Annotated in this window: 19 protein-coding genes; 11 read left to right on the top strand and 8 right to left on the bottom strand. The window is 56.9% G+C overall.

The features are described 5' to 3' along the window. Positions 1 to 20: 20 nt before the first annotated feature. Both AC2TE5_RS13815 and AC2TE5_RS13810 read left to right on the top strand, forming a co-directional pair. The gene (locus AC2TE5_RS13815) at positions 21 to 314 is read left to right on the top strand and encodes a hypothetical protein (RefSeq protein WP_484611830.1); all 294 of its coding nucleotides are present in this window, start codon (positions 21 to 23) and stop codon (positions 312 to 314) included. A gap of 36 nt (positions 315 to 350) precedes the next feature. Continuing rightward, on the top strand, positions 351 to 791 hold the full coding sequence (locus AC2TE5_RS13810) for a DUF3421 domain-containing protein (RefSeq protein WP_484611829.1): 441 nt from the start codon (positions 351 to 353) through the stop codon (positions 789 to 791). A 46-nt stretch (positions 792 to 837) separates the two neighbouring features. Here AC2TE5_RS13810 and argS read toward each other — a convergent pair whose 3' ends face one another. After that, complete coding sequence (argS, locus tag AC2TE5_RS13805) at positions 838 to 2,571, bottom strand: arginine--tRNA ligase (protein ID WP_213327874.1); 1,734 nt, start codon at positions 2,569 to 2,571, stop codon at positions 838 to 840. A 239-nt stretch (positions 2,572 to 2,810) separates the two neighbouring features. Here argS and AC2TE5_RS13800 point away from each other — a divergent pair, with 239 nt between their 5' ends. Further along, positions 2,811 to 3,371 carry a VOC family protein gene (locus tag AC2TE5_RS13800; protein ID WP_484611828.1) on the top strand — a complete coding sequence of 187 codons (561 nt, stop codon included), beginning with the start codon at positions 2,811 to 2,813 and terminating at the stop codon, positions 3,369 to 3,371. Positions 3,372 to 3,449: 78 nt separating this feature from the next. Next, the gene (cutC, locus tag AC2TE5_RS13795) at positions 3,450 to 4,193 is read left to right on the top strand and encodes a copper homeostasis protein CutC (protein ID WP_484611827.1); all 744 of its coding nucleotides are present in this window, start codon (positions 3,450 to 3,452) and stop codon (positions 4,191 to 4,193) included. A gap of 261 nt (positions 4,194 to 4,454) precedes the next feature. Here cutC and cmoB read toward each other — a convergent pair whose 3' ends face one another. From cmoB to AC2TE5_RS13770, 5 genes are read right to left on the bottom strand one after another with little or no spacing between them, the layout of a single operon-like run. Next, on the bottom strand, positions 4,455 to 5,426 hold the full coding sequence (gene cmoB / locus AC2TE5_RS13790) for a tRNA 5-methoxyuridine(34)/uridine 5-oxyacetic acid(34) synthase CmoB (RefSeq protein ID WP_121424203.1): 972 nt from the start codon (positions 5,424 to 5,426) through the stop codon (positions 4,455 to 4,457). Next, on the bottom strand, positions 5,423 to 6,166 hold the full coding sequence (gene cmoA, locus AC2TE5_RS13785) for a carboxy-S-adenosyl-L-methionine synthase CmoA (RefSeq protein ID WP_032647795.1): 744 nt from the start codon (positions 6,164 to 6,166) through the stop codon (positions 5,423 to 5,425). The genes cmoB and cmoA overlap by 4 nt, the downstream gene beginning before the upstream one ends. Positions 6,167 to 6,206: 40 nt before the next feature. Continuing rightward, positions 6,207 to 6,602, bottom strand: coding sequence for an MAPEG family protein (locus AC2TE5_RS13780; RefSeq protein WP_021240443.1), 396 nt, complete (start codon positions 6,600 to 6,602; stop codon positions 6,207 to 6,209). 51 nt (positions 6,603 to 6,653) lie between these two features. Then, positions 6,654 to 7,472 (bottom strand): DUF72 domain-containing protein, encoded by an 819-nt coding sequence (locus AC2TE5_RS13775; protein ID WP_484611826.1) that lies wholly within the window; start codon positions 7,470 to 7,472, stop codon positions 6,654 to 6,656. Beyond that, positions 7,469 to 8,035 (bottom strand): hydrolase, encoded by a 567-nt coding sequence (locus AC2TE5_RS13770; protein WP_121424197.1) that lies wholly within the window; start codon positions 8,033 to 8,035, stop codon positions 7,469 to 7,471. The genes AC2TE5_RS13775 and AC2TE5_RS13770 overlap by 4 nt, the downstream gene beginning before the upstream one ends. 263 nt (positions 8,036 to 8,298) lie before the next feature. Between AC2TE5_RS13770 and aspS the strand changes: the two genes are divergently transcribed. The 7 genes from aspS to AC2TE5_RS13735 all read left to right on the top strand — a co-directional run bounded on the left by aspS (position 8,299) and on the right by AC2TE5_RS13735 (position 14,812). Continuing rightward, positions 8,299 to 10,071 carry an aspartate--tRNA ligase gene (gene aspS, locus AC2TE5_RS13765; RefSeq protein WP_484611825.1) on the top strand — a complete coding sequence of 591 codons (1,773 nt, stop codon included), beginning with the start codon at positions 8,299 to 8,301 and terminating at the stop codon, positions 10,069 to 10,071. Between the two features lies 1 nt (position 10,072). Further along, a complete protein-coding gene (nudB, locus tag AC2TE5_RS13760; RefSeq protein WP_484611824.1) occupies positions 10,073 to 10,516 on the top strand; it encodes a dihydroneopterin triphosphate diphosphatase in 444 nt (147 codons plus the stop codon). A gap of 27 nt (positions 10,517 to 10,543) precedes the next feature. Next, positions 10,544 to 11,284 carry a YebC/PmpR family DNA-binding transcriptional regulator gene (locus tag AC2TE5_RS13755; protein ID WP_010432574.1) on the top strand — a complete coding sequence of 247 codons (741 nt, stop codon included), beginning with the start codon at positions 10,544 to 10,546 and terminating at the stop codon, positions 11,282 to 11,284. Between the two features lie 34 nt (positions 11,285 to 11,318). Beyond that, the gene (gene ruvC / locus AC2TE5_RS13750) at positions 11,319 to 11,840 is read left to right on the top strand and encodes a crossover junction endodeoxyribonuclease RuvC (protein WP_003859749.1); all 522 of its coding nucleotides are present in this window, start codon (positions 11,319 to 11,321) and stop codon (positions 11,838 to 11,840) included. An 80-nt stretch (positions 11,841 to 11,920) separates the two neighbouring features. Then, on the top strand, positions 11,921 to 12,535 hold the full coding sequence (gene ruvA / locus AC2TE5_RS13745) for a Holliday junction branch migration protein RuvA (RefSeq protein WP_023312236.1): 615 nt from the start codon (positions 11,921 to 11,923) through the stop codon (positions 12,533 to 12,535). Between the two features lie 8 nt (positions 12,536 to 12,543). Then, on the top strand, positions 12,544 to 13,554 hold the full coding sequence (gene ruvB / locus AC2TE5_RS13740) for a Holliday junction branch migration DNA helicase RuvB (protein ID WP_213327868.1): 1,011 nt from the start codon (positions 12,544 to 12,546) through the stop codon (positions 13,552 to 13,554). A gap of 115 nt (positions 13,555 to 13,669) precedes the next feature. Continuing rightward, on the top strand, positions 13,670 to 14,812 hold the full coding sequence (locus AC2TE5_RS13735) for an IS481 family transposase (RefSeq protein ID WP_484611823.1): 1,143 nt from the start codon (positions 13,670 to 13,672) through the stop codon (positions 14,810 to 14,812). Positions 14,813 to 14,903: 91 nt separating this feature from the next. Here AC2TE5_RS13735 and znuB read toward each other — a convergent pair whose 3' ends face one another. Next, on the bottom strand, positions 14,904 to 15,689 hold the full coding sequence (znuB, locus tag AC2TE5_RS13730; protein WP_484611822.1) for a zinc ABC transporter permease subunit ZnuB: 786 nt from the start codon (positions 15,687 to 15,689) through the stop codon (positions 14,904 to 14,906). Then, positions 15,686 to 16,441 carry a zinc ABC transporter ATP-binding protein ZnuC gene (gene znuC, locus AC2TE5_RS13725; protein ID WP_023312233.1) on the bottom strand — a complete coding sequence of 252 codons (756 nt, stop codon included), beginning with the start codon at positions 16,439 to 16,441 and terminating at the stop codon, positions 15,686 to 15,688. Before znuC ends, znuB begins: the two co-directional genes overlap by 4 nt. Positions 16,442 to 16,470 lie beyond the last annotated feature (29 nt).

Here is a 16,470-nt window from a genome sequence, read left to right as displayed (position 1 = left end):
AAAATACAAGGAGATGTACTATGAGTAATGCCATGATGGGCGCTATTGTTATTACGCCTGCGGTTAATGAATCCGCTGATAAGATGTCGACTCAACAGCTTGAGATGTTTGAAACTGCGTTTAACAATTTTGACGGTGCCGGGTATAAGCCATTGATGTATGTGGGCCACCAGCTGGTAGCAGGGGAACTTCACAGCTATATTGCTGAACGCACCTTTATGCAGGCTCAGGGTGTCAAAAACTCTATCGCGAAAGTGATAATTTTTAAATCCCTTGATAATAATCTTGCTATTCACGCTATTACTGATATCTAACCAATAAGTTACTTCCATTTAAATAAGGATGTCATTATGTGGAAAGTTGCAAGCAAAAATGAATTTATTCCTTTAGATGCACCGGTCGCTGGATATGAAAATGGTGTACCTGGTATCGTCGGGCCGTCGCCATTATTTATCATTCGAGCCAAATACAAGGATGGCGTTCATCCAGGTAAATGGGTTCTGGGGAATACGGCCTGGATCCCATGGGGCGGAGCTGAACATATTTGTACTGATTTCGACATTTATACTGGCCCACTAAAATGGGTCGCGGTGAGTGGTAAAAAATTCCCACCAAATATGGTTGAGGCCGGGCGGGAAGATAACGGCGCACCGCTGTATGTGGCCCGTGCAAAATTTGAAAAAGGGTTGTTTGTTGGTAAAGCGGGTAGGCACTTGAGTAAAGGCTGCTGCATCGGCTACATGGGTAAAGAATACGAGCTGGACACATTCGAAGTTCTTGTTTGGGAATAATGATTGCCCGAAAAGAAAAAACCCGGCATTTGCCGGGTTTTTTGTATTACATGCGTTCTACGGTTTCGATACCCAGGGTATCCAGTCCCAGCTTCAGGGTCTTCGCCGTGAGCTGTGCCAGCTTCAGGCGGCTGTTGCGGACCGATTCGTTTTCCGCAGACAGAATAGGGCAGTGCTCGTAGAAGCCAGAGAACAGACCCGCCAGATCGTACAGGTAAGCACACATCACGTGCGGCGTTCCGTCACGCGCGACAACCGTCAGCGTCTCTTCGAACTGCAGCAGACGCGCCGCCAGCTGCGCCTCGCGATCTTCCGTGATGGTCACGGCAGCATTCGCCAGCGCGCTTTCGTCGATGTTTGCCTTACGGAATACGGAGAGCACGCGGGTGTAGGCATACTGCATGTAAGGCGCCGTGTTGCCTTCAAACGCCAGCATGTTATCCCAGTCGAAGATATAGTCGGTGGTACGGTTCTTGGAGAGATCCGCGTATTTCACCGCACCGATACCCACGGCGTTGGCCAGTTTTTCCAGCTCATCGGCAGGCATGTCCGGGTTCTTCTCGGCCACCAGACGGCGGGCGCGTTCCAGCGCTTCGTCCAGCAGGTCGGACAGCTTCACGGTACCGCCAGCACGGGTTTTGAACGGCTTGCCGTCTTTACCCAGCATCATGCCGAACATGTGGTGTTCCAGCGGAACGCAATCCGGCACGTAACCGGCTTTACGCACGATGGTCCACGCCTGCATCAGGTGCTGGTGCTGACGGGAGTCGATGTAGTACAGCACGCGGTCAGCATGCAGCGTTTCGTAACGGTATTTCGCGCAGGCGATATCGGTGGTGGTGTAGAGGTAGCCGCCATCCTTTTTCTGGATGATCACGCCCATCGGTTCACCTTCCTTGTTTTTGTACTCATCAAGGAACACAACCGTTGCGCCTTCGCTCTCAACCGCCAGGTGTTTGGCTTTCAGGTCGGCCACAATGCCGGGCAGCATTGGGTTATAGAGGCTTTCACCCATCACGTCGTCACGGGTCAGGGTGACGTTCAGGCGGTTATAGGTGAGCTGGTTCTGAGACATGGTGATGTCGACCAGCTTGCGCCACATCTCGAGGAAATACCGATCGCCGCCCTGCAGTTTTACCACGTAGCTGCGCGCGCGCTCGGCGAAGGCTTCGTCTTCGTCGTAGTGTTTTTTTGCTTCGCGGTAGAAGCCTTCCAGGTCCGCCAGCGCCATTTCACCCGCGTTTTCCTGCTGCTGTTTTTCCAGGTAAGCAATCAGCATGCCGAACTGGGTACCCCAGTCGCCCACGTGGTTCGCGCGGATCACCTTGTGACCGAGGAACTCGAGCGTGCGCACTGCGGCATCACCGATGATGGTGGAGCGCAGGTGGCCAACGTGCATCTCTTTCGCCACGTTCGGGGCAGAGTAGTCGATCACGACGGTCTGCGCCTCCGGCTGGGAAACGCCCAGACGGTCAGATTTCAGCGCCGCGTCAACGTGGCGTGCCAGGAACGCAGGCTCAAGGAAGATATTGATAAAGCCCGGACCGGCGATTTCGGTTTTGCTGGCAATGCCGGAAAGATCCAGATGCGTCAGTACCTGCTCAGCGAGCTGTCGCGGCGGCATGCCCAGTTTTTTAGCCACTGCCATCACGCCATTAGCCTGATAGTCGCCAAACTGTACTTTTGCTGACTGACGAACCTGCGGTTCGCAATCCGCAGGCGCACCTGCGGCAATCAGTGCCTGACTGACTTTTTCGGAGAGAAGAGCCTGAATATTCACCTGGATACCTTACGTTTTTGATGCGGGCTTACAACCGCCCGCGCCAGTTAAAGAATTTAGGGCGGGAGTATACTGCAAATGCCTTCTGGCGTCAGCATCGCGGGGCCTGAAGATTGCTCAGAATCCAGGCGGTGAAGGTGTGCATAATCATGCAGTCGCAAAAAGCCGGATTCTGCGGTTGGTCAAAACAGGTCAACAGAGTAAATTAGCGGCTTTGCGACACGAAAAGAGAGTGAATTATGGCGAACTGGCAATCCATTGACGAACTGCATGATATTTCCGCAGATTTACCGCGCTTCACCCAGGCGTTCACAGAACTTGCCACCCGTCTGGGTCTGGATATCGCACCGCTTGAGGCCGATCACATCTCTTTGCGCTGTCATCAGAATGCCACCGCCGAGCGCTGGCGTCGCGGGTTTGAGCAGTGCGGTGAGTTACTGTCCGAGAACATCATCAACGGTCGCCCCATTTGCCTGTTTAAACTCCATGAACCGGTGAGCGTGGCGCACTGGCAATTCACCGTGGTTGAACTGCCGTGGCCGGGTGAGAAACGCTATCCGCACGAAGGCTGGGAACATATCGAAATTGTTCTGTCGGGAGAGCCGGAGACGTTGAACGCGCGCGCGCTGGCTCTGCTTTCTGACGAGGGTTTAAGCAAGCCGGGAATTTTTGTGAAGACGAGTTCACCCAAAGGCGAGCGCGAGCGGTTACCTAACCCGACGCTGGCCGTCACTGACGGACAGGTCACGGTGAAGTTTCATCCGTGGACCATTGAGCAGATCGTTGCCAGTGAAGCGTAAGAGTTGTGAGTTCACGCCGGGACTGAAAACGGACGGCGTGGCATGATGGTTCGTTTAGTGGGATTTCAGGAGGATTAAATGGCGCTGCTGGAGATTTGTTGTTACAGCGTGGAGTGTGCCGTGACCGCGCAAAAGCACGGGGCTGACCGCATTGAACTGTGCGCGGCACCCAAAGAGGGCGGGCTGACGCCGTCCTTCGGCGTATTGAAGTCTGCCCGTCAGGCCGTCACCATTCCCGTTCACCCGATTATTCGTCCGCGCGGCGGTGATTTTTGTTACACGGCGGGCGAGTTCAGTGCCATGCTTGATGATATCGCGCTCGTTCGGGACCTGGGGTTTCCGGGGCTGGTGATCGGCCTGCTGGATGAAGACGGCAATATCGATCTACCGCGCATGCGTCAGATTATGAGCGCCGCACAGGGGCTGGCCGTCACTTTTCATCGCGCATTTGATATGTGTAAAGATCCGCTTCAGGCCTTTGAAACGCTTGCAGAACTTGGCGTGGCGCGCATTCTGACATCGGGCCAGCAGGCGTCAGCTGAAAAAGGACTGCAATTAATTACGGAACTAAAAGCACATTCCGGTGTTCCAATAATAATGGCGGGTGCGGGAGTCCGCGCCAGCAATCTGGAACGGTTTTTAAACGCCGGGGTAGAAGAGCTGCACAGCTCCGCGGGTAAATGGATACCTTCACCCATGCGTTATCGCAACACAGGATTGTCAATGTCGACGGATGCTGAAGCGGATGAGTATTCACGCTATGGCGTAGAGGGAGAGTCGGTTGCGGAAATGAAGTCGCTGATTGAGCGCCACCACGTGTAGCAACGTACCGATTTTTACCGCGCATCATGTCGCCCAATATGATGCTTGCTTGTACCAGGCCCCTGCAATTTCAACAGGGGCCTTTTTTTCTCCTTCATATTTCAAGCCGCAGCTGCGTTGGCCGCCTCGCTCACCCCGGTCACTTACTGATGTAAGCGCCCGGGGGGGCGCTGCGTTGCCGCCTTGCTGCAACTTGAACTATTTCGGAGAAAACGTGCTACGAGTAGGCCGGGTAAGGCGTAGCCGCCACCCGGCTAAAGGCTACGGCTTGGTCGCAATCAACACCGCGCGCATCGGGGCCGGATAGCCTTCGATGGTTTTGCTGTGGTCGGCCGGGTCGAGGAACTGCTCCAGCGATTCGGTGATCATCCAGTCGGTGCGGCGCTGTTCCTCAATTGAGGTCACGCTGACGTCGGCAATCCGCACATCCACAAACCCGCACTTCTCCAGCCAGTTCTTCAGCGCCAGCGCGGAAGGGATGAAGTAAACGTTGCGCATCTGCGCGTAGCGATCGCCCGGCACCAGAACGGCATGCTCATCGCCTTCAATCACCAGCGTTTCCAGCACCAGCTCGCCGCCGCTGACCAGCTGATCCTTCAATTGCCACAGGTGTTCAAGCGGAGAACGACGGTGATACAGCACGCCCATGGAGAAGACGGTATCAAACGCTTTCAGGGCAGGGAGCTGTTCAATGCCCAGCGGCAGCAGGTGCGCGCGCTGGTCGTTACCCAGCAGCTTGCGCACCGCTTCAAACTGGCACAGGAATAGCTGCATCGGGTCAATACCGACGGCCAGATGCGCGCCCGCGCCAATCATGCGCCACATGTGGTAACCGCTGCCGCAGCCCACGTCCAGAATGGTACGCCCGGTCAGGTCGGAAAGGTGGGGCAGAACGCGATCCCATTTCCAGTCAGAGCGCCATTCGGTATTGATGTTCACGCCGTAAAGTGAAAACGGCCCTTTGCGCCACGGCATCAGGTTACGCATCAGCGTTTCGATACGGTTGATCTGCCCGGCCGGAAGCGGCTCTTCGCTCTCGGCGGTTACGCTGTGCAGAAGATCCAGACGATGCGGGGTCAGTTCCGGCAGAAACTCCACCGCGTTTGACCACTGCTTTAACAGGCCGTGCTGCTGATCGCGCTGCCAGGCGGCAATCTGCGCGGGCAAGGTTTCCAGCCAGTGGGAGAGCTGGTTTTTGGCAATCAGCTGATAGAAGTTACTGAATTCGATCATGCGGATTCTCCCGCTTTTAGCGCCACCAGAGAGCCAAAGTTAAAGCACTGGAACCACAGTTCGCTGTGCTCAAACCCGGCTTTGCTCAGACGCGCTTTGTGGGTTTCTACGGAATCCGTCAGCATCACGTTTTCGAGCATACTGCGCTTCTGGCTGATCTCCAGCTCGCTGTAGCCGTTCGCCCGTTTGAAATCGTGGTGCATATTGAACAGCAGTTCACCAACCTCGGCATCTTCGAAGCTGAATTTCTCCGAGAGCACCAGCGCGCCGCCGGGATTCAGCCCCTGATAAATTTTATCCAGCAGCAGCTGGCGGTCTTCAGGCACCAGGAACTGAAGGGTGAAATTCAGCACCACCATCGAGGCGTTATTGATCTCAATCTCGCGGATATCACCTTCCACCACGTCCACCGGGACAGGGGCTTTGTACGCGTCAATATGGCGACGGCAGCGCTCAACCATGGCCGGTGAGTTATCGACGGCAATGATTCGGCAGCCTTCCTGGTGAATATTACGACGAACCGACAGCGTTGCCGCGCCGAGCGAGCACCCCAGGTCATAGACCTGCGTGCCGGGTTGAACGAAGCGCTCAGCCAGCATGCCGATCATAGAGATAATATTGGAATAACCGGGAACAGAGCGCTGGATCATATCCGGGAAGACTTCGGCTACCCGTTCATCGAAGGTCCAGTCGCCCAGGCTGGCGATAGGCGCGGAAAAAAGCGTGTCGCGATCTGACATAACGTAAAAATCCGGGAAAAATAAAGTGGCGTATTGTGCGCTAATGGAGGGAGAAAACCAACTCCCACGGCATATACCACAGGTTAGCTAGCACCATCAGCAAAAGCGAACACCAGGTCGCGCTCATGCCGGAACGACGCCAGCGGATTAAGCGGTGGTGAAAACCGTAATAGTGCATCAGGCGGCCAGCAATAAGAAGCAGGCCACAAATGTGCACCATCCAGGTTTCTGCGCCATTCATCTCCATAAACAGCAGCAGGATTAAGGCTGCGGGGATGTATTCGACCGCGTTGCCATGAATACGGATAGCGCTTTGTAGCTCTGAAAATCCGCCGTCACCGTAGGAGACACGGTACAGCGTTCTGAGGCGCACAACATCAAATGAAAACTTAATCAGCAGTAATGCACCTAACACCGCATACAGCGCGCTGACCATACAAACTCCCTGTTTTTGGCAGATGGCACTTCACTATGATAGGGGGTGATATCAGAAAAGAGAAGATTGTTGTGGGATGCCAGGGGCGCTGCCCACGGACGGCACCGCAGCCTGCAAGGCCTGCCACAGAGCATCGACCAGTTCGGGCGCCTGGGCGATATCCGGCGTGTGCAAAAAGAGATACGGCGTGGTGGAGTGTTCCCATTTCGCTAACGTTTGCAGCCAGACGGCGAACATCGCCTGATTTTGCTGCATGTTATCGCTGCCGATAAACCTGACCATTGGGTTATGTGCGGTGACAATGGCGTGGACCGGCACTTTCGGTTTTTTACGCTGCGCTTCGAGGATGGCTTCGCTATGGGGGACAGCGCTGTGCACCGGGCGGCTGTCGAGGATCACCCGGTTTACGGAACGCTCAAGCAGGCCGCGATTGAGCGCTTTTTCTGCTTCGCCCTTTGCAAAAAATTCAGGATGCCTGACTTCAACGCCGTAGGTGAACTCACGGGGCAGGACATCCAGAAACTGCCAGAGCGCAGGCAAATCGCGCGGGCCAAACGTGGCGGGTAGCTGGATCCAGTACTGACCGATGCGGTTCGCCAGCGGCGACATGCGCGTAAAAAATTCTTCGGTCAAATCGCCGCAGTTGCGCAGCGCGGCGTTGTGGGAAATGGTTGCCGGAAACTTGAAGCAGAAGCGGAAGTCGTCGGTCGTTTGTTCCCGCCAGCGCGCAACAATCTCGGCTTTGGGAAGCGCATACAGGGTGGTGTTGCCCTCGACACAGTTGAAGTGTCGGGCATACTCCTCAAGGCTGGTGATGCCAAGGCGCACCCATTTCGGGTGCGACCACTGGGGCAGGCCGACATACATCATAGCGCGCTGACAATCTCATCCGTGCTGCGCACGCGTCCGATGCGCGGGAATATATGGGTCATGCTGCCCTGATGCTGTTCCGCGGAGGCCGCGCTGCAGGCATCTTCGGCGATCACCAGGTTAAAGCCCAGCTCCCACGCGTTGCGGGCGGTAGACTCCACGCCGATATTGGTGGAAATGCCGCACAGGATGACGGTGTCGATGCCGCGACGGCGGAGCTGCAGTTCGAGATCGGTACCGTAAAATGCGCCCCACTGGCGTTTAGTCACTTCAATATCGCCGTCGCGTTTGCCGAGTGAGACCGGGTACGTCCACCAGTTTTCAGGCAGGGCGCGTGCAGGAGCCTGGGCATCAACGGGCTGTTTTAACGCTTCGGCGTAATCCGCAGACCAGCCGACGCGCACCATGACAACAGGCGCACCGCTGGCACGACATGTTTCCGCCAGGCGAGCGGCGCGGCTGACCACATCATCCGCGGTATGCGGGCCACCGGCGAAGGGCAGAATGCCTTCCTGTAAATCAATCACGACAAGTGCGGTTTTACTGGCATCAAGTGTTAACATCGTTACTCCCGTTAAATGAATCACTTCCAGACACCATACGACGTGATGGCCTGTTATTGGTCGGATAATTTTGTTAATTTTTGTGAGAATGCGCAATAAGAGTGCAGCAAACGACCGCCTGGCCGTGGTTCGCTCTTATCGTCCGGCGGAATTTCCAGTATAATAGCCGCCTTTTTTCATCCAGTTGTGACATACAGAAAGCTGCGACATAGTAGCCTGCATACCAGGCGACATTTAGCCTGCGGCTAATTAAGGGATATCTCATGCGTACAGAATATTGCGGGCAGCTGCGTCAGTCCCACGTCGGGCAGCAGGTAACCCTGTGTGGTTGGGTCAATCGTCGTCGTGATCTTGGTAGCCTTATCTTCATCGATATGCGCGACCGCGAAGGTATCGTTCAGGTGTTCTTCGACCCGGATCGCGCAGATGCGTTGAAGCTGGCCTCTGAGCTGCGTAATGAGTTCTGCATTCAGGTTACCGGCACCGTGCGTGCGCGTGACGAGAAAAACGTCAACGCCGACATGGCAACGGGTGCCATCGAAGTGCTGGCGTCCGATCTGGTGATTATCAACCGTGCAGAAGCGCTGCCGCTGGACTCCAACCACGTCAACACTGAAGAAGCGCGTCTGAAATACCGCTACCTGGATCTGCGTCGCCCGGAAATGGCTCAGCGCCTGAAAACCCGTGCGAAAATCACCAGCCTGGTGCGTCGCTTTATGGATGACCACGGTTTCCTCGACATCGAAACCCCGATGCTGACCAAAGCCACGCCGGAAGGCGCGCGCGATTACCTGGTCCCATCCCGCGTTCATAAAGGTAAATTCTACGCGCTGCCGCAGTCTCCACAGCTGTTCAAACAGCTGCTGATGATGTCCGGCTTCGATCGCTACTATCAGATCGTTAAATGCTTCCGCGACGAAGACCTGCGCGCTGACCGCCAGCCTGAATTTACCCAGATCGACGTGGAAACCTCCTTCATGACCGCCGAGCAGGTGCGTGAAGTGATGGAAGCCCTGGTGCGTAGCCTGTGGAACGACGTGAAAGGCGTTGAGCTGGGCGATTTCCCCATCATGACCTTCGCTGAAGCCGAGCGTCGCTACGGCTCCGACAAACCAGACCTGCGTAACCCGATGGAGCTGGTGGACGTTGCAGACCTGGTGAAAGGCGTTGAGTTTGCCGTATTCTCTGGCCCGGCTAACAATCCTAAAGGCCGCGTGGCGGCCCTGCGTGTACCGGGTGGTGCAGCACTGAGCCGCAAGCAGATCGACGACTACGGCAACTTCATCAAGATCTACGGCGCGAAAGGACTGGCCTATATTAAAGTGACCGAGCGTGCGAAAGGTCTGGAAGGTATCACCAGCCCGGTAGCGAAGTTCCTGAACGCCGACATCGTGGAAGCGATCCTTGAGCGCACCGGCGCGCAGGACGGCGACATGATCTTCTTCGGCGCAGACAACAAGAAAGTCGTGGCGGATGCGATGGGCGCGCTGCGTCTGAAGCTCGGCAAAGACCTGAGCCTGACCGACGAAAACAAATGGGCGCCGCTGTGGGTTATCGACTTCCCAATGTTTGAAGAGGACGGTGAAGGCGGCCTGACGGCGATGCACCACCCGTTCACCTCGCCAAAAGACATGACGGCAGCAGAGCTGAAAGCGGCGCCGGAAGACGCGGTCGCGAACGCCTACGATATGGTTATCAACGGCTACGAGGTGGGCGGCGGTTCCGTGCGTATTCACAGCGGCGAAATGCAGCAGACCGTGTTCGGCATCCTGGGCATTAACGAGCAGGAGCAGCGCGAGAAGTTCGGCTTCCTGCTGGACGCCCTGAAATACGGCACGCCTCCGCACGCGGGTCTGGCATTTGGTCTTGACCGCCTGACCATGCTGCTGACCGGCACTGATAACATTCGTGATGTTATTGCCTTCCCGAAAACCACTGCCGCAGCGTGTCTGATGACCGAAGCGCCAAGCTTTGCCAACCCGGCCTCTCTGGCCGAGCTGGGCATTGAAGTGGTCAAGAAGGAAGAGAAAAACTGATATGGCATATAAGCTTCCCGTTTCGGTCCTGGTGGTCATTTATGCAGAAGACACGAAGCGGGTGCTGATGTTGCAGCGGCGCGACGATCCTGATTTCTGGCAGTCGGTAACCGGCAGTCTGGAAGAGGGAGAAACCGCGTCGCAGGCCGCCGTGCGTGAAGTAAAGGAAGAGGTCACCATTGACGTTGCCCGCGAGCAACTGACCCTGAAGGACTGTCAGCGCACGGTGGAGTTTGAAATTTTTAGCCATTTACGTCATCGCTACGCGCCGGGTACCGAGCGCAATACGGAGTCGTGGTTCTGTCTCGCGCTCCCCCATGAACGGGAGATCGTGTTTACCGAACACCTGACCTACCGCTGGGTGAATGCGGCGGACGCCGCCGCACTGACCAAGTCGTGGAGCAACCGGCAGGCGATTGAAGAATTTGTAATTAACGCAGCCTGAGAAGGCGCGATTTTTGGAGAACTTTTTATGGCAGGTCATAGTAAGTGGGCCAACACCAAACACCGCAAAGCGGCACAGGATGCCAAGCGCGGTAAGATCTTTACCAAAATCATTCGCGAGCTGGTGACAGCAGCGCGTCTGGGCGGCGGCGATGCGGGTTCTAACCCGCGTCTGCGTGCAGCGATCGATAAAGCGCTGTCTAACAACATGACGCGTGACACCCTGAACCGTGCTATCGCACGTGGCGTGGGCGGTGATGAAGACGCGAACATGGAAACCATCATTTATGAAGGTTACGGCCCTGGCGGTACTGCGGTGATGGTTGAGTGTCTGTCTGACAACCGTAACCGTACCGTTGCGGAAGTGCGCCACGCGTTCACCAAAACCGGCGGCAACCTGGGCACTGACGGTTCCGTTGCTTACCTGTTCAGCAAAAAAGGCGTCATCTCCTTCGAGAAAGGCGATGAAGATGCGATCATGGAAGCGGCGCTGGAAGCCGGTGCGGAAGACGTTGTGACCTTCGATGACGGTGCTATCGACGTTTACACCGCCTGGGAAGAGATGGGTGCCGTGCGCGACGCGCTGGAAGCAGCTGGCCTGAAAGCGGACAACGCTGAAGTCTCCATGATCCCGTCCACCAAAGCGGACATGGATGCGGAAACGGCACCAAAACTGCTGCGTCTGATCGACATGCTCGAAGACTGCGACGACGTGCAGGAAGTGTATCACAACGGTGAAATCTCTGATGAGGTTGCAGCGACTCTCTAATGAGAGCGTATAAATCCGTTACGGGGGACGCGTGATGTCGATTATTCTCGGGATTGACCCAGGCTCACGCGTCACCGGTTATGGCGTTATCCGTCAGGTGGGACGCCAGTTAACCTACCTGGGCAGCGGCTGTATTCGTACCAAAGTTGACGATCTGCCGTCGCGCCTGAAGCTCATCTATGCGGGCGTGTCGGAAATCATCACCCAGTTTCAGCCGGACTATTTCGCCATCGAGCAGGTCTTTATGGCGAAAAACGCCGATTCGGCGCTAAAGCTCGGTCAGGCGCGCGGCGTTGCCATCGTCGCTGCCGTGAACCAGGATTTGCCGGTATTTGAATACGCGGCGCGTCAGGTCAAGCAGACGGTGGTGGGCATTGGTAGCGCGGAGAAAAGCCAGGTGCAGCACATGGTGCGTACCCTGCTGAAGCTTCCCGCGAACCCGCAGGCCGACGCCGCCGATGCGCTGGCGATTGCGATTACCCACTGTCACGTCAGCCAGAACGCGATGCAAATGAGCGAGTCGCGGCTTAATCTGGCGCGAGGCAGGTTACGATAATGAGAAATCAGGCTGGATAAACATCCAGCCTTTTTTTATTATGTCGGCAGTTAATTTCTCCCAGAACGCAGGAGCGTCACGTGATAGGCAGACTCAGAGGCATCATCATTGAAAAACAACCCCCGTTAGTGCTGCTGGAAGTGGGTGGCGTGGGCTACGAAGTCCATATGCCAATGACCTGCTTCTACGAGCTGCCGGACGCGGGCAAAGAGGCGATTGTCTTTACTCAGTTTGTGGTGCGTGAAGATGCCCAGCTGCTGTACGGCTTCAATAACAAGCAGGAACGGACCCTGTTCCGCGAGCTGATTAAAACCAACGGCGTCGGCCCGAAGCTGGCGCTGGCGATTTTATCCGGCATGTCTGCACCACAGTTTGTGAATGCCGTTGAGCGAGAAGATCCTGCGGCGCTGATTAAGCTTCCGGGCATCGGCAAGAAAACAGCAGAACGTCTGATTGTCGAGATGAAAGACCGCTTTAAAGGTCTGCATGGCGATCTGTTCACGCCGGCTGCCGACCTGGTACTGACCTCTCCTGGCGGCCCTGCTACGGATGATGACGCCGAGCAGGAAGCGGTTGCCGCGCTGGTGGCGCTGGGCTATAAACCTCAGGAGGCCAGCCGTATGGTGAGCAAAATTGCCAAACCGGATGCCAGCAGTGAAACCCTGATTCGCGAAGCGCTGCGCGCTGCATTGTGAGGTAAAGGATGATTGAAGCAGACCGCCTGGTATCGGCAGGCACAATTCAGGCAGAAGACGTGGTGGATCGTGCGATTCGCCCTAAGCTGCTTGATGAGTATATCGGCCAGCCGCAGGTTCGTTCCCAGATGGAGATTTTCATCCAGGCGGCAAAACTGCGCGGCGATGCGCTCGATCACCTGCTGATTTTTGGTCCTCCGGGTTTGGGGAAAACCACGCTGGCGAATATCGTCGCCAATGAAATGGGCGTCAACCTGCGCACCACCTCCGGCCCGGTGCTGGAGAAGGCGGGCGATCTAGCCGCGATGCTGACCAACCTCGAACCGCATGACGTGCTGTTTATCGATGAGATCCACCGCCTGTCACCGGTGGTGGAGGAAGTGCTCTATCCGGCGATGGAAGATTACCAGCTGGATATCATGATCGGCGAAGGCCCGGCCGCGCGCTCCATCAAAATCGATCTGCCGCCCTTTACCCTGATTGGCGCTACCACCCGCGCCGGGTCGTTGACCTCACCGCTGCGCGACCGTTTCGGCATCGTGCAGCGTCTTGAGTTTTACCAGGTGGCGGACCTCCAGCACATCGTTGGCCGCAGCGCCCGCTATATGGGGCTGGAGATGAGCGAAGAGGGCGCGTTTGAAGTGGCGAAGCGTTCCCGCGGTACGCCGCGTATCGCCAACCGCCTGCTGCGCCGCGTGCGTGACTTTGCCGAAGTGAAGCATGATGGCACGATTTCCGCCGAGATCGCCGCTCAGGCGCTGGATATGCTTAACGTCGATGCCGAAGGTTTTGACTATATGGACCGTAAACTGCTGCTGGCGGTGCTGGACAAGTTCTTTGGCGGCCCGGTCGGGCTGGATAACCTGGCGGCGGCTATTGGGGAAGAGCGCGAGACGATTGAAGACGTGCTGGAGCCGTATCTGATCCAGCAGGGCTTCCTGCAGCGCACCCCGCGTGGACGTATGGCAACGGTGCGGGCGTGGAATCATTTCGGCATTACGCCACCGGCAATGCCGTAATACATTGTTCCCTCTCCCTGTGGGAGTGTACGGTCCGGGGACATAGTGAACACTTGTTCGGGGACATGGTAGACACTTACAACTAAGGCATAAGAACCCGTTTATGGAGTCGCTTATGCCCTGGGATGCGAGAGATACCATGTCATTACGTACCGAGTTTGTTTTGTTCGCCTCGCAGGACGGGGCGAACATCCGTTCCCTCTGCCGTCGCTTCGGCATTTCACCTGCCACCGCCTACAAGTGGCTTCGCCGCTGGGCGGAGGAAGGTGCCGCCGGCCTTCAGGACCGGCCCCGCATACCGCACCATTCCCCGAACCGCTCATCTGACGACATCACAGCCCTGCTGCGCATGGCACATGACCGCCATGAGCGCTGGGGCGCACGCAAGATAAAGCGCTGGCTCGAGGACCAGGGGCACCGCATGCCCGCCTTCAGCACCGTCCATAACCTGATGGCCCGCCATGGCATGCTGCCGGGCGTTTCACCGGGCATTCCCCCCACGGGACGGTTCGAACATGACGCGCCGAACCGCCTCTGGCAGATGGATTTTAAGGGCCACTTTCCCTTTGGCGGCGGCCGCTGCCATCCGCTCACCCTGCTGGACGACCACTCCCGTTTTTCCCTGTGCCTGGCGCACTGTACCGATGAACGGCGCGAGACCGTGCAGCAGCAGCTGGTCAGCGTGTTTGAGCGTTACGGCCTGCCGGACCGGATGACGATGGACAACGGCTCACCGTGGGGAGACACCACCGGCACCTGGACGGCGCTGGAGCTGTGGCTGATGCGCCACGGTATCCGGGTGGGGCACTCCCGGCCTTATCATCCGCAGACGCAGGGCAAGCTGGAGCGTTTTCACCGCAGCCTGAAGGCGGAAGTACTCCAGGGGAAGTGGTTCGCAGACAGCGGTGAGCTGCAGCGCGCCTTCGACCACTGGCGCACGGTGTACAACCTTGAACGCCCGCACGAGGCGCTGGATATGGCGGTACCGGGCTCGCGGTATCAGCCGTCAGCGCGGCAGTACAGCGGCACCACAACGCCCCCGGAATACGACGAGGGCGTGATGGTCAGGAAGGTGGATATCAGCGGAAAGCTGAGCGTGAAAGGGGTAAGTCTGAAGGCAGGCAATGCGTTCAGGGGAGAGCGGGTCGGGCTGAAGGAGATGCAGGAGGACGGCCGCTACGAGGTGTGGTGGTACAGCACGAAAGTGGGGGTGATCGACCTGAAGAAAAAGTCGATCACCATGGGTAAAGGATGTTAAAAAGTGTTCACCATGTCCCCGAACACCTGTCTACCATGTCCCCGGACTGTACAGGGAGAGGGCCAGGGTGAGGGCATCAGCGCCCTCCATGTTAATTTGCGGTCCTCTTCATCATACTGAAGATAAACAGCACCGCCGCACTCAGCACCACGGACGGCCCCGCAGGCGTATCGTAGAACGCCGAGAAGGTTAACCCACCCGTTACCGCAACCATCCCGACGATAACCGCCACGCCCGCCATCTGCTCCGGCGTACGGGCAAAGCGACGCGCCGTGGCGGCAGGGATGATCAGCAGTGACGTAATAATCAGCGCGCCGACAAACTTCATCGCTACACCAATCGTTAACGCCGTCACCAGCATCAGCAGCAGTTTTACGCGCTGCAGCTTCACGCCGTCGACAAATGCCAGATCCGGGCTGACGGTCATGGCCAGTAAATTCCGCCACTGCCAGAGCAGAATAGCGAGCACCACCACCACGCCAATGGCGATAGAAATAAGATCTTCCGGCGTCACGGCCAGCAGGTCACCGAAGAGGTAGGCCATCAGATCCACGCGGATGTTCGACATCAGGCTGACCACCACCAGGCCCAGAGACAGGGCACTGTGCGCCATAATGCCAAGCAGCGTATCAATTGCGAGGTGAGGGCGCTTTTCCAGCCAGACCAGACCGGCGGCCAGCAGCAGCGTGACCACAATTACCGCGTAGAAGGGGTTCACATCCAGCAGCAGACCAAAGGCAACGCCCAGGAGAGACGCATGTGCCAGGGTATCGCCAAAATAGGACATTCTGCGCCAGACGACAAACGAGCCGAGCGGCCCCGCGGCGCAGGCAAGCATAATCCCGGCCAGCCAGCCGGGCAGTAACAGTTCAATCATGAGTGTCCATTTCCCCGACGCAGTACAATTCGTCCCTGTAAATCATGGCGATGATTATGATGATGGCGATAAATGCCCAGCTGTTCGGCGCCGCGAGGGCCAAACATGGAGATAAATTCCGGATGCATGGAGACGACTTCTGGCGTGCCGGAACAGCAAATGTGGTGGTTGAGACACAGCACTTCGTCGGTTTTTGCCATCACCAGATGGAGATCGTGAGACACCATCAGCACTGCGCAATCAAGCTCTCGACGTAGCTGGTCGATCAGATCATAAAGCGCAACCTGACCATTCACGTCCACGCCCTGAGTCGGCTCATCCAGCACCAGCAGCTGCGGGCTGCTCAGCAGCGCGCGGGCAAGTAAGACGCGCTGAGTTTCACCGCCGGACAGTTTTTGCAGCGGCGCATCGACAAGATGGCCCGCCTGCACGCGTTTCAGTGCCGGGAGAATATCGGCCTTACGTGTGCCGGGACGCAGACGCAGAAAACGGCTGACCGTCAGCGGCAGCGTGGCGTCGAGGTGAAGTTTTTGCGGCACATAGCCAATACGCAATTTTTCCTCGCGCTTGATCACGCCTTCATCGGGTGCGACCAGACCCAGCACCACGCGCACCAGGGTGGATTTGCCTGCGCCATTGGGACCGAGCAGCGTCAGAATTTTGCCGGGCTTCAGATCGAGCGACACGTCAGAGAGGACGCGGCGCTGCCCGAATGAGACCGAAATATTTTCAAGAGAAACCAATGTCGTCATGTCATTTTAAGCTTGAAGAAGTCAACGAA

This window comes from Enterobacter sp. N5-15 (assembly GCF_057221635.1).
The sequence above is the reverse complement of the archived record's forward strand: the minus strand, read 5'-3'. Positions and strand labels throughout refer to the sequence as shown.